This window comes from Agrococcus jejuensis (assembly GCF_900099705.1).
Classification (GTDB): domain Bacteria; phylum Actinomycetota; class Actinomycetes; order Actinomycetales; family Microbacteriaceae; genus Agrococcus; species Agrococcus jejuensis.
Genome location: NZ_LT629695.1, coordinates 89,199 through 115,035, shown reverse-complemented (window position 1 = coordinate 115,035; position 25,837 = coordinate 89,199). Strand labels below are relative to the sequence as shown.

25 protein-coding genes and 4 tRNA genes are annotated in these 25,837 nt (G+C 71.8%); 18 read left to right on the top strand and 11 right to left on the bottom strand.

Going from position 1 to position 25,837, the window contains the following annotated elements:
- Positions 1-14: 14 nt before the first annotated feature.
- Together BLQ67_RS00550 and BLQ67_RS00545 are read right to left on the bottom strand one after the other, a co-directional pair.
- Positions 15-1,298 (bottom strand): HRDC domain-containing protein, encoded by a 1,284-nt coding sequence (locus BLQ67_RS00550; protein WP_092501507.1) that lies wholly within the window; start codon positions 1,296-1,298, stop codon positions 15-17.
- Complete coding sequence (locus BLQ67_RS00545; protein WP_269457095.1) at positions 1,295-1,885, bottom strand: DUF3000 domain-containing protein; 591 nt, start codon at positions 1,883-1,885, stop codon at positions 1,295-1,297. The genes BLQ67_RS00550 and BLQ67_RS00545 overlap by 4 nt, the downstream gene beginning before the upstream one ends.
- Before the next feature lie 22 nt (positions 1,886-1,907).
- On the opposite strand from BLQ67_RS00545, the gene BLQ67_RS00540 reads away from it, so the two are divergent.
- Positions 1,908-3,062, top strand: a complete 1,155-nt coding sequence (locus tag BLQ67_RS00540; protein ID WP_092501506.1) for an alpha/beta hydrolase family protein — start codon at positions 1,908-1,910, stop codon at positions 3,060-3,062.
- Here the strand turns inward: BLQ67_RS00540 and BLQ67_RS00535 are convergent.
- Both BLQ67_RS00535 and BLQ67_RS00530 read right to left on the bottom strand, forming a co-directional pair.
- Positions 3,059-3,487, bottom strand: a complete 429-nt coding sequence (locus BLQ67_RS00535; protein ID WP_092501505.1) for a SufE family protein — start codon at positions 3,485-3,487, stop codon at positions 3,059-3,061. The two genes, BLQ67_RS00540 and BLQ67_RS00535, sit on opposite strands and share 4 nt — an antisense overlap.
- Positions 3,484-4,383 (bottom strand): sulfurtransferase, encoded by a 900-nt coding sequence (locus BLQ67_RS00530; RefSeq protein WP_092501504.1) that lies wholly within the window; start codon positions 4,381-4,383, stop codon positions 3,484-3,486. Before BLQ67_RS00530 ends, BLQ67_RS00535 begins: the two co-directional genes overlap by 4 nt.
- Positions 4,384-4,520: 137 nt before the next feature.
- Here BLQ67_RS00530 and zapE point away from each other — a divergent pair, with 137 nt between their 5' ends.
- A complete protein-coding gene (gene zapE, locus BLQ67_RS00525) occupies positions 4,521-5,525 on the top strand; it encodes a cell division protein ZapE (protein ID WP_092501503.1) in 1,005 nt (334 codons plus the stop codon).
- Positions 5,526-5,543: 18 nt separating this feature from the next.
- Here zapE and BLQ67_RS00520 read toward each other — a convergent pair whose 3' ends face one another.
- Complete coding sequence (locus tag BLQ67_RS00520) at positions 5,544-6,749, bottom strand: Na+/H+ antiporter NhaA (RefSeq protein ID WP_456236360.1); 1,206 nt, start codon at positions 6,747-6,749, stop codon at positions 5,544-5,546.
- Positions 6,750-6,906: 157 nt separating this feature from the next.
- Here BLQ67_RS00520 and BLQ67_RS00515 point away from each other — a divergent pair, with 157 nt between their 5' ends.
- On the top strand, positions 6,907-8,133 hold the full coding sequence (locus BLQ67_RS00515) for an ammonium transporter (protein ID WP_092501501.1): 1,227 nt from the start codon (positions 6,907-6,909) through the stop codon (positions 8,131-8,133).
- A 104-nt stretch (positions 8,134-8,237) separates the two neighbouring features.
- Here BLQ67_RS00515 and BLQ67_RS00510 read toward each other — a convergent pair whose 3' ends face one another.
- Together BLQ67_RS00510 and BLQ67_RS00505 are read right to left on the bottom strand one after the other, a co-directional pair.
- Entirely contained in the window at positions 8,238-8,825 is a 588-nt protein-coding gene (locus BLQ67_RS00510) for a hypothetical protein (RefSeq protein WP_092501500.1), read from the bottom strand.
- A 136-nt stretch (positions 8,826-8,961) separates the two neighbouring features.
- Positions 8,962-9,037 (bottom strand) — tRNA-Val (locus BLQ67_RS00505).
- A 242-nt stretch (positions 9,038-9,279) separates the two neighbouring features.
- On the opposite strand from BLQ67_RS00505, the gene BLQ67_RS00500 reads away from it, so the two are divergent.
- The 6 genes from BLQ67_RS00500 (at position 9,280) to BLQ67_RS00475 (ending at position 13,568) form a co-directional block, all read left to right on the top strand.
- A tRNA-Gly gene (locus BLQ67_RS00500) sits at positions 9,280-9,351 on the top strand.
- Between the two features lie 50 nt (positions 9,352-9,401).
- Positions 9,402-9,472, top strand: a tRNA-Cys gene (locus BLQ67_RS00495).
- A gap of 7 nt (positions 9,473-9,479) precedes the next feature.
- Positions 9,480-9,554 (top strand) — tRNA-Val (locus BLQ67_RS00490).
- A 107-nt stretch (positions 9,555-9,661) separates the two neighbouring features.
- Positions 9,662-10,978, top strand: coding sequence for an MFS transporter (locus tag BLQ67_RS00485; RefSeq protein WP_092501499.1), 1,317 nt, complete (start codon positions 9,662-9,664; stop codon positions 10,976-10,978).
- A gap of 86 nt (positions 10,979-11,064) precedes the next feature.
- A complete protein-coding gene (gene thrS, locus BLQ67_RS00480; RefSeq protein WP_231945260.1) occupies positions 11,065-12,969 on the top strand; it encodes a threonine--tRNA ligase in 1,905 nt (634 codons plus the stop codon).
- Positions 12,970-13,049: 80 nt separating this feature from the next.
- Positions 13,050-13,568: an HIT family protein gene (locus BLQ67_RS00475; protein WP_092506690.1), complete on the top strand. Its 519-nt coding sequence runs from the start codon at positions 13,050-13,052 to the stop codon at positions 13,566-13,568.
- A gap of 36 nt (positions 13,569-13,604) precedes the next feature.
- Here BLQ67_RS00475 and BLQ67_RS00470 read toward each other — a convergent pair whose 3' ends face one another.
- Positions 13,605-14,132: a hypothetical protein gene (locus tag BLQ67_RS00470; RefSeq protein WP_092501497.1), complete on the bottom strand. Its 528-nt coding sequence runs from the start codon at positions 14,130-14,132 to the stop codon at positions 13,605-13,607.
- Positions 14,133-14,184: 52 nt separating this feature from the next.
- Here BLQ67_RS00470 and BLQ67_RS00465 point away from each other — a divergent pair, with 52 nt between their 5' ends.
- From BLQ67_RS00465 to BLQ67_RS00425, 9 genes are all read left to right on the top strand, one after another.
- The gene (locus tag BLQ67_RS00465; RefSeq protein WP_092501496.1) at positions 14,185-14,820 is read left to right on the top strand and encodes a hypothetical protein; all 636 of its coding nucleotides are present in this window, start codon (positions 14,185-14,187) and stop codon (positions 14,818-14,820) included.
- 32 nt (positions 14,821-14,852) lie between these two features.
- Positions 14,853-15,620, top strand: a complete 768-nt coding sequence (locus BLQ67_RS00460) for a YebC/PmpR family DNA-binding transcriptional regulator (protein WP_092501495.1) — start codon at positions 14,853-14,855, stop codon at positions 15,618-15,620.
- 20 nt (positions 15,621-15,640) lie between these two features.
- The gene (gene ruvC, locus BLQ67_RS00455; protein ID WP_231945108.1) at positions 15,641-16,183 is read left to right on the top strand and encodes a crossover junction endodeoxyribonuclease RuvC; all 543 of its coding nucleotides are present in this window, start codon (positions 15,641-15,643) and stop codon (positions 16,181-16,183) included.
- Between the two features lie 70 nt (positions 16,184-16,253).
- On the top strand, positions 16,254-16,826 hold the full coding sequence (gene ruvA / locus BLQ67_RS00450; protein ID WP_092501494.1) for a Holliday junction branch migration protein RuvA: 573 nt from the start codon (positions 16,254-16,256) through the stop codon (positions 16,824-16,826).
- Positions 16,823-17,836, top strand: coding sequence for a Holliday junction branch migration DNA helicase RuvB (gene ruvB, locus BLQ67_RS00445; RefSeq protein ID WP_092501493.1), 1,014 nt, complete (start codon positions 16,823-16,825; stop codon positions 17,834-17,836). The genes ruvA and ruvB overlap by 4 nt, the downstream gene beginning before the upstream one ends.
- 75 nt (positions 17,837-17,911) lie before the next feature.
- On the top strand, positions 17,912-18,295 hold the full coding sequence (locus BLQ67_RS00440) for a preprotein translocase subunit YajC (RefSeq protein ID WP_092501492.1): 384 nt from the start codon (positions 17,912-17,914) through the stop codon (positions 18,293-18,295).
- Positions 18,295-19,971, top strand: a complete 1,677-nt coding sequence (secD, locus tag BLQ67_RS00435; protein ID WP_092501491.1) for a protein translocase subunit SecD — start codon at positions 18,295-18,297, stop codon at positions 19,969-19,971. Before BLQ67_RS00440 ends, secD begins: the two co-directional genes overlap by 1 nt.
- Positions 19,971-20,945 (top strand): protein translocase subunit SecF, encoded by a 975-nt coding sequence (gene secF, locus BLQ67_RS00430; RefSeq protein ID WP_092501490.1) that lies wholly within the window; start codon positions 19,971-19,973, stop codon positions 20,943-20,945. The genes secD and secF overlap by 1 nt, the downstream gene beginning before the upstream one ends.
- Before the next feature lie 29 nt (positions 20,946-20,974).
- The gene (locus BLQ67_RS00425; protein WP_092501489.1) at positions 20,975-23,197 is read left to right on the top strand and encodes a RelA/SpoT family protein; all 2,223 of its coding nucleotides are present in this window, start codon (positions 20,975-20,977) and stop codon (positions 23,195-23,197) included.
- On the opposite strand, the gene BLQ67_RS00420 is transcribed toward BLQ67_RS00425, so the two are convergent.
- From BLQ67_RS00420 to BLQ67_RS00410, 3 genes are all read right to left on the bottom strand, one after another.
- Positions 23,184-23,681: a hypothetical protein gene (locus tag BLQ67_RS00420; RefSeq protein ID WP_157674601.1), complete on the bottom strand. Its 498-nt coding sequence runs from the start codon at positions 23,679-23,681 to the stop codon at positions 23,184-23,186. The two genes, BLQ67_RS00425 and BLQ67_RS00420, sit on opposite strands and share 14 nt — an antisense overlap.
- 92 nt (positions 23,682-23,773) lie before the next feature.
- Entirely contained in the window at positions 23,774-25,003 is a 1,230-nt protein-coding gene (locus tag BLQ67_RS00415) for a DUF349 domain-containing protein (RefSeq protein WP_092501487.1), read from the bottom strand.
- Positions 25,004-25,032: 29 nt separating this feature from the next.
- Positions 25,033-25,818: a peptidylprolyl isomerase gene (locus BLQ67_RS00410; protein ID WP_231945107.1), complete on the bottom strand. Its 786-nt coding sequence runs from the start codon at positions 25,816-25,818 to the stop codon at positions 25,033-25,035.
- Between the last annotated feature and the right edge of the window lie 19 nt (positions 25,819-25,837).

Here is a 25,837-nt window from a genome sequence, read left to right as displayed (position 1 = left end):
CGGTTGCGGATTCCCTACGAGTCGGCGTCCGACGCCTCGTCGGGCGTTTGGTCAGCCTCTACAAATGCAGCGGCGATTCGTTGTGCGGTCGCGTCAACCTGCCACGGGCGGGCGCCGAGGGCGGCGAGCCCCTCGCCGACGGCATCGGCGGTCGGCTCGCCGCGGAACCCCCACGTGAGCCGGCGCAGGGTGTCGGGCGTCAGCAGCTGCTCGTTCGGCATCGTCAAGCCGTCGGCGACCGCCTGCACCGCTGCGCGGGCGCGCTGCAGCCGCGCGGCGGCCTCCGGGCGCTTCTGCTTCCAGAATCGCGGCGGCGGCGGGCCGTCGGCGGGCGTGCGCAGCACGGGCAGGTCCTCGGACGCGCGGCCCTCCTCGAGGGCGGCGAGCCACCGGTCCATCTGCGAGCGCGACGCGCGGCCGTGGAAGCCGCTCGTCGAGCCGAGCTGCGCCTTCGTGCGCGCGCCGCTCGTCGCGGCCGCCATGAGCGCCGAGTCGGGGATGAGGCGGCCGGGGGCGCCGTCGATCTCCTGCGCGTACGCATCCCTCGCCATCCACAGTGCGCGGGCGATCGCGAGCGTGCGGCGGTCCTTCACCGAGTGCAGGCCCGAGAGGCGACGCCAGGGCTCGGCCGCCGGAGGCTTCGGCAGGCGCGTGCGCGCCGCCTCGAACTCCTGGCGCGCGAGCTCCGCCTTGCCCTGGACCTCGAGGTCGGCGGCCATGGCGTCGCGCAGGTCGACGATGAGCTCGACGTCGAGCGCGGCGTAGGCGAGCAGCGCGGGCTCGATCGGTCGCTTCGACCAGTCGGATGCCGCATGCTCCTTCGCGAGCCGGATGCCGAGCAGCCGCTCGACGACGGCGGCGAGGCCGACGCGCTCGTAGCCCGCGAGGCGAGCGCCGAGCTCGGTGTCGAAGAGGGAGCCGGGCTCGAGGCCGAGCTCGCGCAGGCACGGGAGGTCCTGCGAGGCGGCGTGGAGGATCCACTCCTCGTCGCCGATCGCATCCTGCAGCTCCGACCACGCCGTGATGCCGATGGGGTCGAGCAGCACCGTGCCGGAGCCGCGGCGGTAGAGCTGCACGAGGTAGGCGCGCGATGAGTAGCGGAACCCGTTGGCGCGCTCGGCGTCGACGCCGATCGGGCCCGTGCCTGCGAGCAGACGCTGGATCGCGGCGCGGAGGCCCTCGTCGTCGACGACGGTCTCGAGCGGGCCGACGGGCACGGCGTCGACGAGCTCGCGCTGCGGCGCGTCGGTCTGCGCAGCGTCGCTCTGCTCGGGGACGGACTGGGTGGCGTCGGTCACCGCTGGAGCCTCCGTGCGTCGAGGCTGATGGCGCCGGGCTGCAGCGGCATGCCGGCGGAGGCGCACACGAGGTCGCACCACGCGGCCAGGTGCCGCTCGATGTCGTGCGACGTCGGCGTCCACGACGCACGCAGCTCGAGCTGGGCGCCCTCGCCCTGCTCGGCGAGCTCGCCGAATCCGGTCGACAGCACGCGCGTCGCCGTGCCAGAGGCGGAGTGGTAGCCGGCGTCGCGCTGGTCGAGCGCCTCGAGCAGCCACGACCACGTGACCTCGGGCAGCATGGGGTCGGGTGCGATGTCGAGGTCCTGCGTCGCCTGCGTGAACGTGACGACGCGGAACGCGCCGCCCCACGCCTCGGGCTCCTCGGGATCGTGCATGAGGATGAACCGGCCGGTGCCGCGGTCGGAGTCGCGACCGTGCTCGGGCGATCCCACGTCGGCTGCCACCGCGTACGACCAGGGCGCGATGCGCCCGGGAGCGGGGATCTCGCGCACGGTGAGCTCGCCGCGCGTGTCGGCGCTGCGCATCCGCTCGACGGCGGCGAGGAAGATCGCCGGCGCCTCGGCCGACTCCGAGCCTGTGTCCACGTCGAAAGACTAGGCTGACGCCGTGAGCAGACCAGCGAGGCGCGCCGCAGCCCTCGCCGCCGTCGGCATCGCCGCGGGCGCCGCGATCGTCACGGGCCTCTCAGCCGTGCTGGCACGCACGCTCATCACCCCGCCGAGGCACAAGGACGACGTCGAGATCGTCTCGATCGGGCCCGAGGGCATCCGCCTCGTGCGCACGCCCGACACCGAGCTGCCCGGCCGCTACGCGCTGTGGATCGGCGACCGGCTCGTGCGCATCGGCGAGATCGTCGACGAGGACGAGACGACGGTGCTGCGCGAGATCACGGGCAAGGGCCGCGTGCGGATCGGCGGTCGCGCGAGCGCCCGCTTCTCGGGCTACCACCTCTATCGGCCGCGCGACCTCGAGCTGCCGTTCCGCTCGGTCATCGTCGACACCGAGCTCGGCCCCTCGCCCGCGTGGATCATCGGCGACGAGTCGTCGACGACGTGGTGCATCCAGGTGCACGGTCGCGGCGTCAACCGCCGCGAGCCGCTGCGCGCCGTGCCGATCCTCGCCGAGCGCGGCATCCCGTCGATGTGCGTCGCGTACCGCAACGATGGCGAGGCACCGCGCACGTCCGACGGCACCTACCGACTCGGGCTCGACGAGTGGCGCGACGTGGATGCCGCGATCGACGTGGCCGTGGCAGCCGGCGCCGAGCGCATCCTGCTCATGGGCTGGTCGATGGGCGGGCAGATCGTGCTGCAGCTCGCGCGCCGCTCGCGGCACCGCCGCCGCATCGTCGGCATCCTGCTCGACTCTCCCGTCGTGTCCTGGGGGCCGACGCTGCTCTTCCACACGCGCCTCGCGCGCGTGCCCGTCGCCCTCGTGCACACGGCGACGGCGCTGCTCGAGTCGCCCGCCGCGCGGCTCGCGGGCGGCGACGCGCTCGACTTCGGCGAGCTCGACGGCATCGCCTACGCCGACTCCTACGCCGTGCCGATCCTGCTGCAGCACTCGGCCGACGACGGGTTCGTGCCGCCGGATGCGTCGCGCGCGTTCGCCGAGGCGCGCCCCGACATCGTCGAGTACCACGAGTGGCACGGCGCGAAGCACTGCAAGCTGTGGAACCTCGACGAGCCGCGCTACCGCGAGATCGTGCACGGCTGGCTCGACCGCACGGGGCTCGCGGGGAAGCCAGGCGGCGCGAGCTAGCCGGCGGTCCGCTCGCGGATCTGCCGCTGGATGCGGCCGAGCATGCCCGACATGCCCCGCAGCCGCAGCGGCGACACCGCGCGCTCGAGGCCGAGCATCGACGACAGGTCGGCGGGCACCGCGAGCGCCTCGTCGACCGTCGCGCCGTCGAGGCCGCGCACGAGGATCGACGCGAAGCCTCTCGTGGTCGGAGCCTCCTCGGGCGCGGTCGCGTGCACGTGCACCGCGCCGCCATCGACCTCGACGAAGAGGAAGACGGGGGACTGGCACTCGAGCACGCGCTCGAGCAGGTCGGGGTGGTCGGCGTAGCGGGCGGGCAGCCCGGGCAGCGCGTCGGCGTGGTCGAGCAGCAGCATGAGCCGGTCCTGCTCGCCGACGGCGGCGAAGTCGTCGACGAACTCCTGCAGCGTGGGCGTGAGGCTCATCGAGCGGGCACCTCGCCCGGCTCGGCGCCGATCGCGATCGGCACGCGCACGAGCGAGCCCCACTCGGTCCACGAGCCGTCGTAGTTGCGCACGTGCGGGTAGCCGAGCAGGTGGGCGAGCACGAACCACGTGTGGCTCGAGCGCTCGCCGATGCGGCAGTACGCCACGACGTCGTCGGCGTCGCCGAGGCCCGCGCCGTCGCGGTAGATCGCCTCGAGCTCGGCGCGAGAGCGGAACGTGCCGTCCTCGCGCACGGCCTTGCCCCACGGCACGTTCGCCGCCGTGGGGATGTGGCCGGCGCGCAGCGCGCCCTCCTCGGGGTAGGCGGGCGCCGTCGTGCGCTCGCCCGAGTACTCCTCGGGGCTGCGCACGTCGACGAGCGGCTTGCCGATGTGGGCGAGCACGTCGTCGCGGAAGGCGCGCAGCGTCGAGTCGTCGCGCTCGACCACGGGATAGTCGGTCGCGGGGCGCTGGGTGGCATGCCGCGTCATCTCGCGGCCCTCGGCGACCCACAGGTCGCGGCCGCCGTCGAGGATGCGCGTGTCGTGGTGGCCGTAGAGCGCGAGCACCCACAGCGCGTACGTCGCCCACCAGTTCGACTTGTCGCCGTAGAGCACGATCGTGTCGTCGCGGCCGATGCCCTTGCGGCGCATGAGCTCGGCGAACGCCTCGGGGGAGAGGTAGTCGCGCGTGACGGGGTCGTTGAGGTCGGTGTGCCAGTCGAGCTTCACGGCGCCGGGGATGTGGCCCGTCTCGTACAGCAGCACGTCCTCGTCGGACTCCACGACGACGAGGCCGGCGTCGCCGCGGTGCTCCGCGAGCCACGCGGTCGACACGAGCCGCTCGGGGTGGGCGTACTCGGCGAACTGCGCCTCGGGCTCGGTCGTGCTCGACATCTCTCGACTCCTCATCCTGGCCGCGCCGATCGGGGCACGGCCGCTCGTCTACCCTGGAACGCGGCGACGACGCCGATCCTTCCACCCGTGCGCCCGGCCATGCCAGCGCATCACCCTTCGTTCGAAAGCCTCCCGACGTGCCCACGCTCACGCGCATCGCAGACCGCCAGCCCACGACCGACGCCGCCCGCATCGTCGCGAACCTGCGGCCGCCGCGGCAGTTCGACGGCGCGACGTTCGAGTCGTACGTGACCGACCCGTCGCATCCCTCGCAGCAGCACGCGGTCGAGCGGATGCAGGAGCTCGCCACCGTGTGGCGCGGCGGCGGGCGCAAGGGGCTGTTCCGCAAGGCGCCGCAGGTGAAGCCGGGCATCTACCTCGACGGCGGGTTCGGCGTCGGCAAGACGCACCTGCTCGCGTCGCTGTGGAAGACGATGCCGGGACGCAAGCACTTCGGCACGTTCATCGAGTACACGGCGCTCGTCGGCGCGCTCGGCTACCAGGGCGCCGTGAAGGCGCTGTCGGGCTCGACGATCGTCTGCATCGACGAGTTCGAGCTCGACGACCCGGGCGACACGATGGTGATGACGCGCCTGCTGGGCGAGCTCGTCGCGGGTGGCACGAAGATCGCCGCGACCAGCAACACCCCGCCGAACGCGCTCGGCGACGGCCGCTTCGCCGCCAAGGACTTCCTGCGCGAGATCCAGGCGATCTCCGACCGCTTCGAGATCATGCGCATCGACGGCGACGACTACCGTCAGCGCGACGTGACGGGCGAGGCGCCCGTCGTCGACGACGACGCCGTGGAGTCGACGCTCGCCGAGCGCGGCGAGTCGGTGGCGCTCGACGACTTCGACGACCTCGTCGCGCACCTCGCCTCCGTGCATCCCTCGCGCTACGTCGACCTCGTCTCGGGCCTCGACGCCGTGGGCTGGCGCGGCGTGCGCACGCTCACCGACCAGAGCCCCGCGCTGCGGCTCGTGGCGCTCGTCGACCGCCTCTACGACGCGCAGGTGCAGATCGTGTCGTCGGGCGTGCCGCTCAACCACGTCTTCTCCGACGACATGCTCGGCGGCGGCTACCGCAAGAAGTACCTGCGCGCGATCTCCCGCCTCATCGCGCTCACGACCGGCCAGGCGTAGCGCCCGCCTTCGGCGACGTCACTCGCCGTCGGTGCGGCGGCGCTCGTCCTCGAGGTCGCCGGCGCGCCGCGTCGCGGCATCGACGGGCGCGAGGCGTGCGCTGCGGATGGCCGCGACGGTGCCACCGACGAGCACCGAGACGAGCGAGCCCACGAGCACGCCGAGCGTGCCGTCGACGATGAGCTCCTCGGCGTCGCGATGCGCGAGCTCGTTCATGAGCAGCGAGACCGTGAAGCCGATGCCGCCGAGCAGCGCGACCGTGACGATGTCGCCGAGCGGCATCCGCTCGGCGCGCGGCGTGCGCAGCGCGACCTGCCCGAGCCATCCGGCCGCCGTGATGCCCACGAGCTTGCCGACGGGCAGCGCGACCGCGATGGCAAGGAACACGGGGCTAAGCTCGCCCAGCGGCACCTGCGGGATGGCGACGCTCGCCGCGACGAACGCGAAGAGCGGCAGCACGATCGCGTTGACGAACGGCTCGAGACGGTGCCGCGCCGACTCGGCGGGTGCCGGCGCGAGCACGAGGCCGGCGGCGACGCCCGCGATCGTGGCGTGCACGCCCGACTGCAGCACGAGCCACCACAGCGCGATGCACGCGACGGCGATGGCGATGCGCAGCGGCCACGAGCCGCGGCGCGAGCGGTAGAGGCGGCCGAGCGCCCACACGACGACGACCATCGCGGCCGCGCCGACGAGCGCCCAGACCTGCAGGTCGGTCGTGAAGAGGATGGCGATGAGGCCGATGGCGATGAGGTCGTCGATCACCGCGAGCGCGAGCAGCAGCGCGCGCACGGCCACGGGCAGGTTGCGGCCCACGATCGCGAGCACGCCGAGCGCGAAGGCGATGTCGGTCGCCGTGGGGATGGGCCAGCCGCTCGCGAGGTCGGCGGGCACGAGCGCCACGAACAGCAGCGCGGGGGCTGCGACGCCGCCCACTGCTGCGATGGCGGGCACGAGCGCCTTGCGACGATCGGCGAGCTCGCCCTGCGTGAGCTCGTAGCGCAGCTCGATCGCCGCGACGAAGAAGAAGATGGCGAGCAGGCCGTCGGTCACCCAGTGGGCCGCCGAGAGGTCGACGCCGCCGAACGGCGTCGGATGCCAGTGCTTGAGGGCGTCGAGGCCGGCGGCGAGCGGCGAGTTCGCCGCCACGAGGCCGAGCACGGCTGCTGCCAGGAGGATCGCTGCGGCCACCTGCGGGTTGCGGATCCACGTCACGGCATCCATCCAACCAGCGCCGCGGCAGCCCCTTGCGTCGAAACATCCCCGCAACATCGCGGCGGGTTTCGTTACGTCGTGGAAACACGCCGCGCGGGCTGCCGAAATGACGTTCGCTCAGGCTGAACGCAATCCCTGACCGGAACACCCCCAAGGAGTCCATTCCATGGATGCAGGAAGCATCGCCTTCGGCGTCGCAGCGACGGCCCTCGTGCTGTTCATGACGCCCGGCCTCGCGTTCTTCTACGGCGGCCTCGTCCGCGCGAAGAGCGTCATCAGCATGATGATGATGTCGTTCGGATCCCTCGGCCTCATCGGCGTGCTGTGGATCCTCTACGGCTACAACATGTCGGCCGTCGACAGCCCGTTCGCCTTCGCAGGCAACCCGTTCTCCGACTTCGGCCTCGCAGGCCTCGCCGCCGGTGAGACCGCGAACACGGACTTCGTCGGCGTCGCGTACGGCTCGACGTTCGCCATCATCACGGTCGCGCTCATCTCGGGTGCCATCGCAGACCGCGCCAAGTTCGGTGCCTGGATGCTCTTCGCGGGCGTCTTCGCAACGCTCGGCTACTTCCCGATCGCAGCGTGGGTCTGGGGCGGCGGCTGGATCTACAGCCTCGGCGACATGATGGGCCTCCCGGGCGTCATCGACTACGCCGGTGGCACCGCGGTGCACATCAACGCAGGTGCGGCAGCACTCGCCCTCGCGTTCGTGCTCGGCAAGCGCGTCGGCTTCGCCAAGGGCTCGCACAAGCCCCACAACGTCCCGTTCGTCCTCCTGGGCGCCGCGATCCTGTGGTTCGGCTGGTTCGGCTTCAACGTCGGCGCCGAGTGGCTCAATGAGATGGGCAACGCCGGCCTCATCACGATCAACACGATCGGTGCGACCGCGGCTGCCGTGCTCGCATGGCTCGTCGTCGAGAAGATCAAGGACGGCAAGCCCACCGCCGTCGGCGCCGCATCGGGTGCCGTCTCGGGCCTCGTCGCCATCACGCCGGCCTGCGCCAACCTCACGCCCGGCTGGGCGCTGCTGCTCGGCGTCATCGCCGGTGCCGTCTGCGCCATCGCGATCGAGCTGAAGTTCAAGCTCGGCTTCGACGACTCGCTCGACGTCGTGGGCATCCACCTCGTCGGCGGCCTCATCGGCACGCTGTACCTCGGCTTCTTCGCGACCGACACGGGCCTGTTCCTCGGTGGCGGCATCGGCCAGCTCATCGTGCAGCTCATCGCGGCGCTCGGCGCCATGGTCTACGCGTTCATCGTGGCCTTCGTGGTCGGCTTCGCGATCGAGAAGACCATCGGCTTCCGCGTGAAGTCGGAGGACGAGCTCGCAGGCGTCGACTCGATCGTTCACGGCGAGGACGCGTACGCGTACGAGATCGAGAAGGTCTGATCGTCCCGACGATCGCCTGAGCACGCAGGAGGGCCCGGATCCGAGAGGATCCGGGCCCTTCCGCATGCGCGGGTCGCGGGCGCCGTTCCGGTGCCGTCGGCGCGTCAGTCGTGCGCGGGAGCGTCGGGATGCGCGGGGTCGAGCCCGAGCGTGCGCAGCTCCTCGTGCAGCGAGGCGAGGCGGTCGTCGCGATCGGGGTCGACGACGTCGGGCGCGACGTCGAGGATGCGCAGCGCGGAGTCGAACATGTCGTCCATGGCGCTGCGGCGGGCGGCGCGCACGAGGTCGCGCACGACCTGCTCGTCGGCGACGCGCTCCTCGAGCCGCTCGACGAGCAGCGCCGCGATGCGCGCCCGCCGCTCGAGGGGTGCGACGTCGCGGCGTCGGAAGTCGGCGCTGTGCAGCGCGTGGCCGTGCCTGCGGGCCGCCTGCGCGCGCGTGCGGTCGATGAAGGCGATCGCGGCGCGCTGCTCGGCGACGATCGCCGCAGCGTCCTCGCGCACGCCGGCGACGACGGCATCCTCGTCGAAGTCGTCGCGGTCGCGCAGCGCCTCGAGCACGATGCGGTTGCGCGTCGTGAGGCGCAGGCCCGTCATGACGATGAGCAGACCCTCGTCGACCTGCGTCGCCAGCTCGTCGTCGGTGGGCGGGGGAGCGGGCTCCTCGCGGTGGCGACGGAAGGGCAAGATCACGTCGGCCCCCTCCTGCGATCGCCGCGCCCGCTGCGCGTCCCGCTCGCATCCGAGCCTACGGCGCGCGGGGCGACGCTCGCGGCATCCGTGCGGGAACGACGAAGGCCCCGGTCCGTGGGGACCGGGGCCTCGTGCGTGGTGGGCGATACCAGACTCGAACTGATGACCTCTTCCGTGTGAAGGAAGCGCGCTACCAACTGCGCCAATCGCCCTCGACCGCTCCATCCTGCCACAGGTCGGAGGGGTCCCGTGACCATCTGCGCGAGCCGCCATCCGAGTCGATCGTCGTGCGCGGGGTCGCGTGCGTGGCGCTCGAACAGGCCCATGTGCCTCGATCGGCATGTCGAGATCCGCGGAATCACAACGATGTGACCGTGTGTCGTCGCTCGATTTGCCGAGCGTCGAACGGTGGGCTACTGTTGGTCAAGTCCGAGGGGGAGACCCCGAGAGACATGCGGATGTGGCGCAGTGGTAGCGCATCACCTTGCCAAGGTGAGGGTCGCGAGTTCGAATCTCGTCATCCGCTCGAGAGATCATCTCGAAGGTCGCCCCCGGTTCGCCGGGAGCCACCGACAGGGTGGGGTGGCCGAGTGGTCAGGCAGCGGCCTGCAAAGCCGTCTACGCGGGTTCGAATCCCGTCTCCACCTCGCATGAGGGCGATTGGCGCAGCGGTAGCGCGCTTCCCTGACACGGAAGAGGTCACTGGTTCGATCCCAGTATCGCCCACCACATGAGAAGCCCCGGTCCGAGGACCGGGGCTTCTGTCGTTCCCGGGCGCGGTCGGCGCGAGCGAACGGCAGCATCTCGACGGCACCGGGCCGGATCTCGACGGCTGGATGGCGTGCGCGGCGCGCGCGAGCGTGCAGACTCGCACCGTGCAGACTTCCGACGGCCAGCGCCGCCGCCTCATCCACCCCGCCTGGATCGTCGCCGCCGTGGCGTTCCTGGCGCTCGTGGGTGCCGCTGGGTTCCGTGCCGCGCCGAGCGCCCTCATGGTGCCGCTCGAGGAGGAGTTCGGCTGGACGCGCACCGAGCTGTCGCTCGCCGTCACCGTGAACCTCGTGCTCTTCGGCCTCACGGCGCCGTTCGCGGCCGCGCTCATGGCGCGCTTCGGCATGCGTCGCGTCACGACCGTGGCGCTGCTGCTCGTCGCCGGCGGTGCGGCGCTGTCGGTGCTCGCGACGACGCCGGCGATGCTCGTGGCGACGTGGGGCGTCATGATCGGGCTCGGCACGGGCTCGATGGCGCTCGTGTTCGCCGCGACCGTCGCCGACCAGTGGTTCGTGCGCAGCCGCGGTCTCGTCGTCGGCGTGCTCACCGCCGGCTCGGCGACGGGCCAGCTCGTCTTCCTGCCGTTCATCGCCCTGCTCGTCGAGGGCGCAGGTTGGCGACAGGCGTCGCTCCTCGTCGCCGCGGGTGCGCTCGTCGTCGTGCCGCTCGTGCTGCTCTTCCTGCGCAACCGCCCCGCCGACCTCGGCACGACGCCCTACGGCGCGCCCGAGGGGTGGACGCCGCCCGTGCGCTCGAGCGGCAACGCCGTGCGCACGGCGCTCTCGACGCTGCGCCGCGCCAGCAGGTCCCGCACGTTCTGGGCGCTCGCCGCCGGCTTCGCCATCTGCGGTGCCACGACGAACGGCCTCGTCGGCACGCACTTCATCCCGAGCGCGCACGACCACGGCATGGCCACGACGACCGCCGCGGGCCTGCTCGCGCTCGTCGGCATCTTCGACATCGTCGGCACGATCGCGTCGGGCTGGCTCACCGACCGCGTGAACCCTCGCATCCTGCTCGGCGTCTACTACGCGGGCCGCGGCATCGGCCTCGCGATCCTGCCGCTGCTGCTCTCGGACTCCGTGAGCCCGCCGCTCATCCTCTTCGTCGTCATCTACGGCCTCGACTGGGTCGCCACGGTGCCGCCCACGGTCGCGCTGTGCCGCGAGCTCTTCGGCGCCGACGGCCCTGTCGTCTTCGGCTGGGTCTTCGCCGCGCACCAGATCGGCGCGGCGATCGCCGCGACCGTCGCCGGCACCATCCGCGACGTGTCGGGGGAGTACACGCTCGCCTGGTTCGGCGCCGCAGGTCTCTGCGCCATCGCGGCGATCCTGTCGATCGCGATCAGCCGCCGAGCGCAGCCGCTCGCCGCAGCAGCCTGACGCGTGCGGTCGTGGGCGCCGACCGCGCCTAGGATCGATGGGTGACCACCGGATTCGATCGCTTCTCCGACCGTGCCGTCGTCGCCATGCGCGTCGACGGCGAGCTCCAGGATCTCGCACGCGAGATCACGGACACGCAGACGGTCGAGCCCGTGACGATCGACTCGGAGGATGGCCTCGCCATCCTGCGTCACTCGGCCGCGCACGTGCTCGCGCAGGCGGTGCAGCGCATCAACCCCGAGGCGCGCCTGGGCATCGGCCCGCCCGTCACCGACGGCTTCTACTACGACTTCGACGTCGCCGAGCCGTTCACCCCCGAGGACCTCAAGGGCATCTCGAAGGAGATGGACCGCATCATCCGCGAGGGCCAGCGCTTCACGCGCCGCGTCGTCACGGAGGACGAGGCGCGCGCCGAGCTCGCGAACGAGCCGTACAAGCTCGAGCTCATCGGCCTCAAGGGTCCGAACGACGAGGCGTCGGTCGAGGTCGGCGGCGGCGAGCTGACGATCTACGACAACGTGAACCGCGAGGGCGAGACGGTCTGGAAGGACCTCTGCCGCGGCCCGCACCTGCCGTCGACCCGCATGGTCGGCAACGGCGCCGCGCTCATGCGCATCGCCGCCGCCTACTGGCGCGGCAAGGAGACGAACCCGCAGCTGCAGCGCATCTACGGCACCGCGTGGCCGACGAAGGACGAGCTGCGCGCGTACCAGGCACGCCTCGAGGAGGCCGCGAAGCGCGACCACCGTCGCCTCGGCAAGGACCTCGACCTGTTCTCGTTCCCCGACGAGGTCGGCTCAGGCCTGTCGGTGTGGCACCCGCGCGGCGGCATCGTGCGTCAGGAGATGGAGCAGCACGCGCGCCGTCGCCACCTCGAGGGCGGCTACTCGTACGTCTACACGCCGCACATCGCGAAGTCCGACCTCTTCTCGGTCTCGGGCCACCTGCAGACCTACGCCGAGGGCATCTGGCCGCCCATCCACATGGACGAGGTCGTCGACGCCGACGGTGCCATCGTGAAGCAGGGCGCCGACTACTACCTCAAGCCCATGAACTGCCCGATGCACGTGCTCATCTACAAGGAGCGCGCACGGTCGTACCGCGACCTGCCGATGCGCCTCGCCGAGAACGGCACGGTCTACCGCAACGAGCTCTCGGGCGCGCTGCACGGCCTGACTCGCGTGCGCGGCTTCACGCAGGACGACGCGCACCTGTTCGTGACCCCCGACCAGCTCGAGGCCGAGTCGGGCAAGGTGCTCGAGTTCGTGCTGTCGCTGCTGCGCGACTTCGGCCTCACCGACTTCTCGCTCGAGCTGTCGATGCGCGACGACGAGAAGTCGAAGTGGATCGGCGACGAGGCGCAGTGGGCCGAGGCGACGGATGCGCTGCGCCGCGTCGCGCAGTCGAGCGGTCTCTCGCTCACCGAGGTGCCCGGCGAGGCCGCCTTCTACGGTCCGAAGATCGACCTGAAGACGAAGGACGCCATCGGCCGCACCTGGCAGCTGTCGACGGTGCAGATCGACTTCAACCTGCCCGAGCGCTTCGGCCTCGAGTTCACCGACCGCGACGGCTCGAAGCAGCGCCCGGTGATGATCCACCGCGCCCTGTTCGGCTCGATCGAGCGCTTCTTCGCCATCCTGCTCGAGCACTACGCTGGCGCGTTCCCCGCGTGGCTCGCGCCCGTGCAGGTCGTCGGCATCCCCGTCGCGGCCGACTTCGGCGACTACCTCGACGAGATCGCCGGCCGCCTGCGCGCGCAGGGCGTGCGCATCGACGTCGACCACTCCGACGAGCGCATGCAGAAGAAGATCCGCACGCACACGCTCGCGAAGGTGCCGTTCCAGCTCATCGCGGGCGGCAAGGACGCGGAGGCGGGCAGCGTCTCGTTCCGCTTCCTCGACGGCACGCAGGAGAACGGCGTGCCGGTCGACGACGCCATCGCGCGCATCGTCGCCGCCATCGCGTCGCGCCAGACCGACCTGGTCGCCTGATGCCGAGCGCCGACGGTCGCGGCCCCGAGGACTTCCCAGGGGCCGACGACCCGACGCGCGAGGCCGGGGCACCGACGTGGATGTCGTCGGAGCTCGCCGGCGTGCCCGACCGCTACCAGCGGCTGTGGACGCCGTATCGGATGGCGTACATCCAGCAGGGGCAGCAGCCCGAGCAGCCGGCGTGCCCGTTCTGCGTCGCGCCGACGCTGCCCGACGCCGACGGCCTCGTCGTGCACCGCGGCACCACGGCGTTCGTGATCATGAACCTCTACCCGTACAACACGGGTCACGTCATGGTCTGCCCGTACCGCCACGTCGCGACGTACGACCTCGCGACCGAGGAGGAGACGGCCGAGATCGCCCTGCTCACGCAGCAGGCGATGCGCACGATCTCGCTCGTCTCGAACAACGACGGCGTGAACATCGGCATGAACCAGGGACGGGTCGCGGGGGCCGGCATCGCCGATCACTTGCACCAGCACATCGTGCCCAGGTGGGCGACCGACGCGAACTTCTTCCCGATCATCGCGCAGACGAAGGCGCTGCCGCGGCTGCTCGAGGAGGTGCGGGCCGAGCTCGCGGAGCGCTGGGTCTCCTGAGCCCGGCGATGCCCGGCCGCCCATCCGTCGGACTCGTCAGGACGTGCACTCCGCGGTGACGGCGATCGTCACGGTGCCGCCCGAGATCGTCGTCGCGACGAACTCCGTCGAGAACGACGAGCCCGACATCGTCGCGGGCACCGACTCGTCCTGCTGCACGTAGAGCTCGGTGTCGGTCGTCACGAGGATGCCCTCGGCGGTCCACGTGCCGCCCGTGTTCGCGAGCGTGCCGAGCAGGCTGCCGCTGCCATCGTCGGCCGTGCTCGTCAGCAGCGCGCCGTCGCCGGCGATCCAGCAGTCGACCGTGCTTGCCCACGCGCCCGCGGGCTGGCCGTCGATCGTGACGGTCGAGCCGGTGTCCGTGCCGCCGCTGCCACCGTCGGTGGGCGCCGGGTCGGTCGGCGTCGGGTCGGTCGTCGGGTCGGTCGGCGCGGGGTCCGACGCCGCCGGCGCCGACGGCTGGGGCTGCACGGGCGCCGCCGCGGGCGGCGAGACGATGCAGCCGGAGAGGGCTGCGGTGCTGAGGGCGGCGATGGCGATGGCGAGGATGCGGGTGCGAGGCATGCACGCATCGTGGCACCCGGTCCTGGATGCGCGCCGCCGGTAGCCTCGCGACATGCAGCTCTACTCGGCCCGTCCCGACCGTCGCGCATGGCAGATCGTCGGCGACCTCGTCGCGATCGGCGTGCTCGTCGTCGCCATCTGGCTCTCGGGCGAGGTCACGCGTTCGATCGACTCGCTCGCGCGGTTCGGCGTGCAGATGCAGGACACGGGATCGGCGCTGTCGGACACGCTCCTCGGCGCCGCCGACGGGCTCGAGGGCATCCCGCTCGTCGGCTCGGGCCTCGGCGCGCCGTTCGTCGAGGCGGCGTCGGCGGCGGAGGGGCTCACGACGGCGGGCACGGCGCTCGAGAGCGCCATCCACGCGCTCGCCGCAGGCGTCGGCGCCGCGGTGTGGGTCGTGCCCGCGCTCGTGCTGATCGCCGTGTGGCTCGTGCCGCGCATCCGCTTCGCGCTGCGCTCGGCCGAGACGGCCCGCGTCGCCGCGACGCCCGCCGGCCGCGACCTGCTCGCGCTGCGTGCCCTCGTCGCCCGCCCGCTGCCCGAGCTGCAGGCCGTCGCGCCCGACCCGCTGCGCGCGATCCGAGACGGCGACGACGCCGTGCTCGACGCGCTCGCGAGCCTCGAGCTCTCGGCGGCGGGCGTGCGGCAGCGTCCGGCCGGGGCCGCGGCCCCCAGCGGACGCCGGTAGTCTGGATCGTCGATCAGAACCGGGAAGGCAGCATGTCCGGACATTCCAAGTGGGCGACGACCAAGCACAAGAAGGCGGTCATCGACCAGCGCCGTGCGAAGTCGTTCGCGAAGCTCATCAAGAACATCGAGGTGGCCGCGAAGCTCGGCGGCGCCGATCTCGCCGGCAACCCGACCCTGTACGACGCCGTGCAGAAGGCCAAGAAGACGTCGGTGCCGAACGACAACATCGATCGCGCCATCAAGCGCGGCGCCGGCATCTCGGGCGAGTCGATCGAGTACACGACGATCATGTACGAGGGCTACGCCGGTGGCGGCGTCGCGCTCATGGTCGAGTGCCTCACCGACAACAAGAACCGTGCAGCCGCCGAGGTGCGCACGGCCATGAGCCGCAACGGCGGCACGATGGCAGACCCCGGCTCGGTCGCGTACAACTTCCACCGCAAGGGCGTCGTGTCGGTCACGAAGACCGACGACGTCACCGAGGACGACATCCTGCTCGTCGTGCTCGACGCCGGCGCGGAGGACGTCGTCGACCAGGGCGGCGGCTTCGAGATCCTCTCCGAGCCCACCGACCTCGTCGCCGTGCGCTCGGCGCTCGTCGACGCCGGCATCGACTACGACTCGGCCGAGGCCGAGTTCGTCGCCGACCTCAAGATCGAGGTCGACGCCGAGACGGCGCGCAAGGTCATGCGCCTCATCGACGCGCTCGAGGACTCGGACGACGTGCAGAACGTCTTCACGAACTACGCCCTGACGCCCGAGGCGCAGGCCGAGCTCGACGCCGAGGACGAGGACTAGGCAGCGCGAGGAGCCGCACCGTGCGCATCCTCGGCATCGACCCCGGCCTCACGCGCTGCGGCGTGGGCGTCGTCGACGCCGAGGGACGCGCGGTGCGGCTCGTCGCGGTCGACGTGCTGCGCTCGGCCGCCGACGAGCCGCTCGAGCAGCGGCTGCACCGCATCGCGTCGGGCGTCGAGGCGGCGATCGTCGAGCACCGGCCGGATGCCGTGGCGCTCGAGCGCGTGTTCGCTCAGCACAACGTGCGCAGCGTCATGGGCGTGGCGCAGATCTCGGGACTCGTGCTGCGCGCGGCGGCTGCGAACGGCATCGCCGTCGAGCTGCACACGCCCAGCGAGGTCAAGGCGGCCGTGACGGGCTACGGCCAGGCCGACAAGCGGCAGGTCGGCGCGATGGTGCAGCGCATCCTCGCCCTCGAGTCGGTGCCGAAGCCGGCGGATGCCGCGGATGCGCTGGCCATCGCGATCTGCCACGCGTGGAGCGCGCGCAGCGCCGCACCCACCGCGGCGCTCACCCCCGCGCAGCGCGCGTGGCAGGCCGCCGAGCGCGCCAGCAGGCGCTGACGGGGGAGCGGGCGCCGCACGACGGCGCGGCGGCCGGTCCGCGTCACCCGTCGAACCTAGGCTGGAGCCCATGATCGCGAGGCTCGACGGCACGGTGCTGGGGGCGACGGGCAGCCGCCTCGTCGTGGGCGTCGGCGGCGTCGGCCTCGCCGTCGCCGTCACGCCGCAGCAGTCGCTCGTCGCCGCCGTCGGCTCGGCGATCGCGCTGCACACGACGCTCATCGTGCGCGAGGACGACCTGTCGCTCTACGGCTTCGCGACGCAGGCGGAGCTCGACGCGTTCGACCTGCTGCGCAGCGTCTCGGGCGTGGGCCCGAAGTCGGCGCTCGGCGTGCTGAGCCACATGACGCCCGACCAGCTCGCCGACGCCGTCGCGCGCGAGGACGAGCGGGCGTTCAAGGCCGTGAGCGGCATCGGCCCCAAGACCGCGAGGCTCATCATCGTGCAGCTCGCGGGCAAGCTCCACGCCTCGGCGCCCTCGGCGGCGACGCCGTCGGATGCGGGTGCCGACGTGCTCGTCGCGCTCACGGGCCTCGGCTGGCCCGAGCGGCAGGCCCGCGCCGCCCTCGACGCCGTCGGCGCGCAGCCCGACGCCGGCTCGCTGCTGCGCGCGGCGCTCGCCGAGCTGGGACCGCGCGGATGACCGACGACCTCATCCAGCCGGAGGCGACGGGCGACGAGATCGCCTTCGAGGGCGCCCTGCGTCCCGGCTCGCTCGCCGAGTTCGTCGGCCAGCCGAAGGTGCGCGGGCAGCTCGAGGTGCTGCTGCGCGCCGCGGCGCTGCAGGACCGCAGTCCCGACCACATCCTGCTCGCGGGCCCTCCGGGCCTCGGCAAGACGACGCTCGCCATGATCATCGGCACCGAGACGGGCCGCGCCGTGCGCCTCTCGTCGGGCCCGGCGATCCAGCACGCGGGCGACCTCGCGGCCGTGCTCTCGGCCCTGACGCCCGGCGACGTGCTGTTCGTCGACGAGATCCACCGCATGGCGCGCTCCGCCGAGGAGATGCTCTACCTCGCGATGGAGGACTTCCGCATCGACATCATGGTCGGCAAGGGCGCCGGTGCCACGTCGATCCCGCTCGAGCTCGCGCCCTTCACGCTCGTCGCGGCCACGACGCGCTCCGGCATGCTGCCGAGCCCGCTGCGCGACCGCTTCGGCTTCACGGCGCACCTCGAGTTCTACGACCCCGCCGACCTCGAGCGCGTGCTGCACCGCTCGGCGAGCCTCCTCGGCGTGCCGCTGCCCGACGAGGCGATCGTCGAGCTCGCGCGGCGCAGCCGAGGCACGCCGCGCATCGCCAACCGCCTGCTGCGCCGCGTGCGCGACTGGCTGCTCGTGCACCCCGGCAGCGGCGAGCTCGAGGGCGTGCGCGAGGCGCTGCGCCTCTACGACGTCGACGAGGCCGGCCTCGACCGTCTCGACCGGGCCGTGCTGCACACGATCGCCCACCGCTTCCGCGGCGGCCCCGTCGGCCTGTCGACGCTCGCGGCGTCGGTGGGCGAGGAGGCCGACACCATCGAGGCGGTCGTCGAGCCCTACCTGGTGCGCGAGGGCCTGCTCGCGCGCACGCCGCGCGGTCGCATCGCCACGCCGGAGGGCCTCGCCCACGCGGGTGTCGTCGTGCATCCGACATTGGACGAGCGGCTATGATCGCAGGGTTCGTGCCCGCGCGCCTGCGCGCCTGCGAGCCGACCCACCCGATCTTCGACTGAAGCGATCTCCACCATGCATCTCCTCACCCAGTCCGCAAGCGACAACGCCCAGACCGGCGGGATCCCGTTCGACCCGCTGACGATCGGCATGCTGCTGATCCTCGCGGTGCTGATCTTCTTCATGTTCCGCAACAGCAGGAAGCGCAAGGCGCAGCAGGCCGAGCTGCAGGACAAGATGGTCGCCGGCGCCGAGGTCATGACGAACTTCGGCGTGTTCGGCACGCTGCTGCACATCGACGAGGACAAGAACGAGGCGCTCGTCGAGGTCTCGCCCGGCGTGACGCTGCGCGTGCACCGCCAGACGCTCGCACGCGTCGTCGAGGACGAGACCCCCGCCGAGGAGTCGCCCGCCGACGACGCCGAGACCAGCGGCGACAGCACCACCGAGCGCCCGTAGTGGCGAAGGCGCGGGCGCGCTGGGGGCGCGCACTCATCTGGCTCGTCGCCATCGGCGCCGTCTTCGCGGGGCTGAACTGGGCGAGCGTCGCCACGCAGGGCGGATCCTGGACCCCGCGCCTGGCCCTCGACCTCGAGGGCGGCACGCAGGTCATCCTCGAGCCGCAGTTGCAGGAGGGTGAGCAGGTCACCGAGGAGCAGCTGAACCAGGCCGTCGAGATCATCCGACAGCGCGTCGACGCGTCGGGCGTCTCGGAGGCCGAGATCACGACGCAGGGTGGCCAGAACATCGTCGTCGCCATCCCCGGCGAGGTCGACGACGCCACGATGGACCGCCTGCAGTCCAGCGCCCGCATGGAGTTCCGCCCCGTCCTCACGGTCGCGGCAGCCCTCACGCCCGACGAGATCGCGACGAACCAGGCCGCCCAGGAGGCGACGCCGCCCGTCGACGACCCCGCCGCGGCGACGCCCGCCGACGCCTCCGACCTCGCGTGGATCACCCCCACGCTGCAGGCCGCGTACGACACGTTCGACTGCGCAGCGCTGCAGGATCCCGAGCGCGGCGAGCAGCCCACCGACGAGCCGCTCATCACGTGCTCGGAGGACGGCACCGCCCGCTACCTCCTCGGCCCCGTCGAGGTCGAGGGCTCCGACATCTCCGACGCCAGCTTCGGCCAGGCGACGACGTCGACCGGTGCGCCCACGGGCGAGTGGGAGGTCCGCCTCCAGTTCGACAGCCAGGGCACCGAGGCGTTCGACGAGGTCACCAGCCGCATCACGAGCCTCGAGAGCCCGCGCAACCAGTTCGGCGTCGTGCTCGACGGCGCCGTCGTCATCGCGCCCGCCTCGAACGCCGTCATCACGAACGGCGAGGCGTCGATCACCGGCGGCTTCACGCAGGCCGCCGCATCGTCGCTCGCCGACCAGCTGAAGTTCGGCTCGCTGCCGATCGGCTTCGAGGTGCAGTCCGAGGAGACCATCGCCGCGACGCTCGGCGAGAGCCAGCTGCAGGCGGGCATCATCGCCGGCCTCATCGGCCTGCTGCTCGTCATCGGCTACTCGATCTTCCAGTACCGGGCGCTCGCGTCGGTCACGATCGCGTCGCTCTTCATCGCCGCGGGCCTGTCGTACCTCGTGATCACGTGGCTGTCGTCGGCCGAGGGCTACCGCCTCTCGCTCGCCGGCGTCACGGGCCTCATCATCTCGATCGGCCTCATCGCCGACTCGTTCATCGTGTACTTCGAGCGCGTGCGCGACGAGCTGCGCGACGGACGCGCGCTCACGAGCGCCGTCGAGGCCGGCTGGCGCCGCGCCTGGCGCACGATCCTCGCGTCGAAGGCCCTCAACCTGCTCGCCGCCGTCGTGCTCTACCTGGTCGCGGTCGGCAACGTGCGCGGCTTCGCGTTCACGATCGGCATCACGGCGATCATCGACCTCATCGTCGTCGCGCTGTTCACGCATCCGATGCTGCAGCTCGTCGCACGCACGCGGTTCTTCTCGAGCGGGCACCCCATGTCGGGTCTCGACCCGAAGGCGCTCGGAGCCGTGTACCGCGGTCGTGCGCAGTTCCGCGACCCCGTCGCAGCAGGCAAGGGCGCGACGAGCTCGCGCGAGGCGCAGCGCCGCCAGTCGATCGCCGAGCGCAAGGCATCCGCCTCGGCAGAGCAGGAGCGGTGATGGCATCCCTCACCCAGTTCGGCAACCGCCTCTACACGGGCGAGACGTCCTTCCCGTTCGTCGCGCGTCGCAAGACGTGGTTCCTCGTCGCCCTCGTGGTGCTCGTGGTGTGCGTCGTCGGCCCCATCCTCCGCGGTGGCTTCGAGTTCGGCATCGAGTTCCGCGGCGGCAGCGAGTTCCGCGTCACGGGCATCGAGCAGGTCGACGAGCAGGCGGCGCAGGATGCCGTGACGGGCGTGCTCGGCGCCGCGCAGGTGCCGAACGTGGCGCAGATCGGCCAGGACGGCCTGCGCGTGCAGACCGAGCAGCTGTCCGACGACGACACCGTCGCCATCCGCGACGCCCTCGCCGCGGCGCTCGACGTCGAGACGAACGAGATCACGTCGTCGTTCGTCGGCCCCTCGTGGGGTCAGGACATCACGCGCCAGGCGATCGTGGGCCTCATCGCCTTCGTGCTGCTCGCGGCGATCGTCATGGCCTTCTACTTCCGCACCTGGAAGATGTCGGTCGCGGCGCTCGCCTCGCTGTTCTTCACGCTCGTCGTGACGCTCGGCGTGTACGGCACCGTCGGCTTCGAGATCACGCCCGCGGCGGTCATCGGCTTCCTCACGATCCTGTCGTACTCGCTGTACGACGTCGTCGTGGTGTTCGACAAGATCCGCGAGCAGACCGCGCCGGGCACGTCGGGGTCGTTCCTCGACAACATCAACCTCGCGGTGAACCAGACGCTCGTGCGCTCCATCAACACGACGGTGATCGCAGCCCTGCCGACCGCGGCGATCCTCTTCATCGGCGCGTTCCTGCTCGGTGCGGGCACGCTGCGCGACATCTCGCTCGCGCTGCTCATCGGCACGGTCGTCGCCGCGTGGGCGACGCTCTTCGTCTCCGCGCCGCTCTACGCGCAGATGCGCCAGGGCGACGCGATCGGCGAGGCGAAGGCCAAGCGGCCCTCGGAGCGCGGCGCAGTCGTCTGACGGCACGCCCGCGGGAGCAGGATGGACGCATGAGCGAGACGCAGACCACCGGCGCGTTTCGCACCCTGCTGCCCTTCCTGTTCTCGCGGTCGAACCGTGCGGGTGCGATCGATGACCTCATCCGCACGGTCAAGGGCCATCACCCGAAGGCCGACACGGGCCTGATCCAGCGGGCGTACATCGTCGCCGAGCGCGCCCACCAGGGGCAGTTCCGCAAGTCGGGCGAGCCGTACATCACGCATCCCGTCGCGGTCGCGCAGATCCTCGCCGACCTCGGCATCGGTCCAGTGACGATCGCGGCGGCGCTGCTGCACGACACCGTCGAGGACACCGACTACACGCTCGACCAGTGCCGCGCCGACTTCGGCGACGAGGTCGCGATGCTCGTCGACGGCGTCACGAAGCTCGACAAGCTGCAGTACGGCGACGCCGCGCAGGCCGAGACGATGCGCAAGATGGTCGTCGCGATGGCGAAGGACATCCGCGTCCTCGTCATCAAGCTCGCCGACCGCCTGCACAATGCGCGCACGTGGGGCTTCGTCTCGAGCGAGTCGGCGCAGCGCAAGGCGCGCGAGACGATCGAGATCTACGCGCCGCTCGCGCACCGCCTCGGCATCCAGGCGATGAAGACCGAGCTCGAGGACCTCTCGTTCGCCGTGCTCAACCCCAAGGTGTACGTCGAGATCAAGAACCTCGTCGAGGGGCAGGCGCCCGAGCGCGACCGCTACATGGAGGAGGTCGTGCAGGCGCTCGTCGACGACATGCGCGGCGCCCGCATCAAGGGCCGCGTCACGGGTCGACCGAAGCAGTACTACTCGATCTACACCAAGATGCAGGTGCGGGGCCACGAGTTCTCCGACATCTACGACCTCGTGGGCGTGCGCGTCATCGTGCCGAGCGTGCGCGACTGCTACGCGGTGCTCGGTCAGATCCACGCGCGCTGGAAGCCCATGCCGGGTCGCATGAAGGACTACATCGCGACGCCGAAGTTCAACCTCTACCAGTCGCTGCACACGACGGTCATCGGTCCCGAGGGTCGTCACGTCGAGATCCAGATCCGCACCGAGGAGATGCACCGCCGTGCCGAGTACGGCGTCGCGGCGCACTGGAAGTACAAGCAGGGTGGCGGCCAGGCCGTCACGGGCGAGGACATGGCGTGGCTCGCCCACCTCAACGACTGGCAGGCCGACACGCAGGACCCGGGCGAGTTCCTCGACTCCCTGCGCTTCGAGATCGGCGCGAAGGAGGTCTACGTCTTCACGCCCAAGGGCAAGGTCGTGGGCCTGCCGAAGGGTGCGACGCCCGTCGACTTCGCCTACGCGGTGCACACCGAGGTCGGCCACCGCACGATGGGGTCGAAGGTCAACGGCCGCCTCGTGCCCCTCGACACCGCGGTGCAGACGGGCGACGTCGTCGAGGTCTTCACGTCGAAGAACCCGGATGCGGGGCCGAGCCAGGACTGGCTGTCGTTCGTGCAGAGCGCGCGCGCCCGCAACAAGATCCGCCAGTGGTTCACGCGCGAGCGTCGCGACGAGGCGATCGAGCAGGGTCGAGACGCGATCGCGAAGGCCATGCGCAGGCACAACCTGCCGCTGCAGCAGCTCATGAGCCGGGAGTCGTTCGTCGAGGTCGCCTCGTCGATGGGCTACGACGACGTCAACGGCCTCTACGCCGGCGTCGGCGAGGGCCACGTGTCGACGCAGTCGGTGCTCGAGAAGGTCGTCGCCGGCCTGCAGGGCACGGTCGACGAGGACGAGTTCATCCCCGTGAGCCCGTCGCGCGGCGTGCAGTCGCGCCCCTCGTCGTCGGGCGTGCTCGTGCGCGGCGCCGACGACATCCTCGTGAAGCTCTCGAAGTGCTGCACGCCCGTGCCCGGCGACGACATCGTCGGCTTCGTCACGCGCGGCCAGGGCGTGAGCGTGCATCAGCGCACGTGCCCGAACGTGCAGGGCCTGCTCGCGGAGCCCGAGCGCATGATCGAGGTCACGTGGGCCGAGAACGTGAAGAGCGTCTTCCTCGTGCACATCCAGGTCGAGGCGCTCGACCGCTCGGGCCTGCTCTCCGACGTCACGCGCGTGCTCAGCGAGCACCACGTCAACATCCTGTCGGCGTCGGTGCAGACGGGCACCGACCGCCTGGCGATCAGCCGCTTCGTCTTCGAGATGGGCGACACGACGCACCTCGACCGCGTGCTCAACGCCGTCCGGCGCATCGACGCCGTCTACGACGTGTACCGCGTCACCGGCGGCTGACGAGGTCGAGCCCCTCGAGTCGCGCGAGCGATCGCTCGATGCGGCTGCGGCCCGATCCCGGGATCGCCCAGCGCAGCTCGCGCGGATCGTCGGCGAGCAGCCGGATGGCCGTGCGGGTCACGTCGTCGTCGCGGTCGTCGGCGAGCAGGTCGACGGCCGTGCGCAGCGGCGACGTGACGCGCACGCCGTCGACGTCGAGGCACGTGTGCAGCGCCACGCGACGGATGAGGGCGCGGCAGCCGGCGGGCACCTCGGCCCGACGATGTCGCAGCGTCGCGACGTCGATGACGTCGGGCAGGGGAGCGGCGCCGTGCACCCACGCTGCCGCGAGGCCCGAGACGATGTGCGCGGACGTGAGCGGCAGCCGCAGCGACCGGAGGCGGTCGGCGGGGGAGTCGACGCGGTCGACGTGCCTGGCGGAGTGGGCGAGGTCGACGAGGTCGCCGTCGAGCCGCATGGCGGAGCGTTCTGCGATGGAGAGCATGCCGGCGAGGGTGCAGCATGCCGCGCATGCGACGAGGCGCCGACCCCCACGATTGTGGAGAGCGGCGCCTCGTCGTCTGGCTGTGGAGAGCGTCAGCGGGCGGCGGCGACGACCGCGAGCCACTCGCGCTTCGTCTGCAGCTCGGCCTCGAGGCCGGCGACCTTGCCCTTGTCCTTCGACGCCTTCGCGGCCTCGAGCGCTGCCTCGAGCTGCTCGATCGACTCCTCGAGCTGGCCCGCGAGCCCCTCGGAGCGCGCCTTGCGCTCGGGGTTCGTGCGGTCCCAGTGGTCGTCGTCGAGCTTGCGCACGTGCGCCTCGATGCGGCGCATGCCGTCCTCGACCTCGCGCAGCGCCTCGCGCGGCACGCGGCCGATCTCGTCCCAGCGACGCTGCAGCGCCGTGAGCGCGTCGCGAGCCTTCGCACGGTCGGTGACCTGCAGCAGCGGCGTCGCCTCCTCGAGGATGGCGCGCTTCGCGGCGAGGTTCTCGCCCTGCTCGCCGTCGACGATCGCGTTGGCCTCGGACTTCGCCTGGAAGAGCACGTCGCCGGCGGCCTTGAAGTCGGCCCAGAGCGCGTCGTCGACCTTGCGGCCCGCGCGGCCGGCGGCCTTCCACTCGTCGAGCAGCGACCGGTACGCCGGGATGCCGTCCGCACCCTTGGGCGCGAGCGCCTGCGCACGCTCGACGAGCGCCTGCTTGCGGCTGCGCGCATCCTTGTGCTGCGAGTCGAGGTCGGAGAAGAAGGCGCGGCGACCCTGCTCGACGGTCTGACGCGCGTCGCGGAATCGCTTCCACAGCGCGTCGCCTGCCGACTTGGGGATGCGCGGCCCATCCTTCTGCGCCGTCTGCCAGCGCTGGAAGAGGGCGTCGAGCTCGGAGCTCGCCTGCTTCCACTGCACCTGCTTCGGGTCGCGAGCCGCGAGCGCCTCGGCGGCGGCCACGATGGCCTCGCGGTCGGCGATGGCCGCCTGCGACTGCTGCTCGGCCTCCGCCTTCTGCTCGGCGCTCAGCTCCTCGAGCTTGCCCGCGAGGGCGTCGATGCGAGTCAGCAGGGCCTCGAGGTCGCCGACGGCGTTCGCTCCGGTGACCGACTCGCGCAGATGCCTCGCGGCCTTCTGCACGTCGGTCGCCGAGGCACCGGCGCGCGACCGCTGCTCGAGCAGGCGCACCTGCCCCTCGAGATCTGCGTACTTGCGCTGGAAGTAGGCGAGCGCCTCATCGGGGCTCGCGTCGGGGTACTGGCCGACCTCACGCCACTGCTCGCCCTCACGGACGGAGACGGTGCCATGCTCGTCGACGCGGCCCCACGGGTTCGCGTCCATGGCCTTAAGGCTACTTCACGCGGCGGCCGTCATTCGACGGTCGCGGCATCGATCGTCACCGGGTTCAGCGGAGCGCCGTCCTCGGGGGCGACGCCGGTGGTCGGATCGGGCGTCGTGCCCGCCGAGATGACGTCGGTGACGAGCTGGTCGAGACCGCTCGTGACGGAGCCGATCACGGTGTAGCCGCCCGCGGCGTCCGCCGGGATGTCGGTGTCGCCGTAGACGATGAAGAACTGGTGGCCGTTCGAGTTGGCGTCGCCACCCGCGCGCGCCATCGCGATCGTGCCCGCGACGTAGACGTCGTCGGCGGGCGCGTTCTCGATGGGGCCGTACTGGTAGTCGGGGTCGCCGGCGCCCGTGCCGTCGAGCGAGCCGCACTGCAGCACCTCGAAGCGGTCGGCCGTCGTGAGGCGGTGGCACGTCTTGCCGGCGTAGTAGCCGGTCTGGATGTCGTTGATGACGGCCGAGACGGCCTGCGGCGCCGCGGCGCCGTCGAGCTGGATGCCGAGCTCGACGCCGTTGATCGTGAGGGAGCCCGTCCACTCGCGACCCTCGGCGAGCGACGGGTCGGGCACGGCCTCCGAGGCCGTGGCCTCGTCGGTGGGGGCCGGGGACTCCGAGGCGCTGGCGGCGTCGTCGGTGGGCTGCGAGTCGGCGTACCACCACTGGCCGAGGCCGGCGAGGGTGCCGACGACGACGACCGCGGCGATGGCGATGACGTTGTCGCGCTTGAGCCTGCGCTGCTTGCCCTCGTGCACCGTGCGGCGTGCGCGGTAGTCGCGGACGCGCCGCTGCTGCTCCTTGGTGCTCGTCACCGATCCGTCTCCCGTCTGG

Excerpts from the sequence above, each read along its gene's own strand:
- BLQ67_RS00535 (WP_092501505.1), bottom strand. The coding sequence starts at position 3,487 with ATGAGCCTCACGCCCACGCTGCAGGAGTTCGTCGACGACTTCGCCGCC.
- BLQ67_RS00530 (WP_092501504.1), bottom strand. The coding sequence starts at position 4,383 with ATGTCGAGCACGACCGAGCCCGAGGCGCAGTTCGCCGAGTACGCCCAC.
- BLQ67_RS00520 (WP_456236360.1), bottom strand. The coding sequence starts at position 6,749 with ATGGATGCCGTGACGTGGATCCGCAACCCGCAGGTGGCCGCAGCGATC.
- BLQ67_RS00515 (WP_092501501.1), top strand. The coding sequence starts at position 6,907 with ATGGATGCAGGAAGCATCGCCTTCGGCGTCGCAGCGACGGCCCTCGTG.
- BLQ67_RS00485 (WP_092501499.1), top strand. The coding sequence starts at position 9,662 with ATGGCGTGCGCGGCGCGCGCGAGCGTGCAGACTCGCACCGTGCAGACT.
- thrS (WP_231945260.1), top strand. The coding sequence starts at position 11,065 with ATGCGCGTCGACGGCGAGCTCCAGGATCTCGCACGCGAGATCACGGAC.
- BLQ67_RS00475 (WP_092506690.1), top strand. The coding sequence starts at position 13,050 with ATGTCGTCGGAGCTCGCCGGCGTGCCCGACCGCTACCAGCGGCTGTGG.
- BLQ67_RS00470 (WP_092501497.1), bottom strand. The coding sequence starts at position 14,132 with ATGCCTCGCACCCGCATCCTCGCCATCGCCATCGCCGCCCTCAGCACC.
- BLQ67_RS00465 (WP_092501496.1), top strand. The coding sequence starts at position 14,185 with ATGCAGCTCTACTCGGCCCGTCCCGACCGTCGCGCATGGCAGATCGTC.
- BLQ67_RS00460 (WP_092501495.1), top strand. The coding sequence starts at position 14,853 with ATGTCCGGACATTCCAAGTGGGCGACGACCAAGCACAAGAAGGCGGTC.
- ruvA (WP_092501494.1), top strand. The coding sequence starts at position 16,254 with ATGATCGCGAGGCTCGACGGCACGGTGCTGGGGGCGACGGGCAGCCGC.
- ruvB (WP_092501493.1), top strand. The coding sequence starts at position 16,823 with ATGACCGACGACCTCATCCAGCCGGAGGCGACGGGCGACGAGATCGCC.
- BLQ67_RS00440 (WP_092501492.1), top strand. The coding sequence starts at position 17,912 with ATGCATCTCCTCACCCAGTCCGCAAGCGACAACGCCCAGACCGGCGGG.
- secF (WP_092501490.1), top strand. The coding sequence starts at position 19,971 with ATGGCATCCCTCACCCAGTTCGGCAACCGCCTCTACACGGGCGAGACG.
- BLQ67_RS00425 (WP_092501489.1), top strand. The coding sequence starts at position 20,975 with ATGAGCGAGACGCAGACCACCGGCGCGTTTCGCACCCTGCTGCCCTTC.
- BLQ67_RS00420 (WP_157674601.1), bottom strand. The coding sequence starts at position 23,681 with ATGCTCTCCATCGCAGAACGCTCCGCCATGCGGCTCGACGGCGACCTC.
- BLQ67_RS00415 (WP_092501487.1), bottom strand. The coding sequence starts at position 25,003 with ATGGACGCGAACCCGTGGGGCCGCGTCGACGAGCATGGCACCGTCTCC.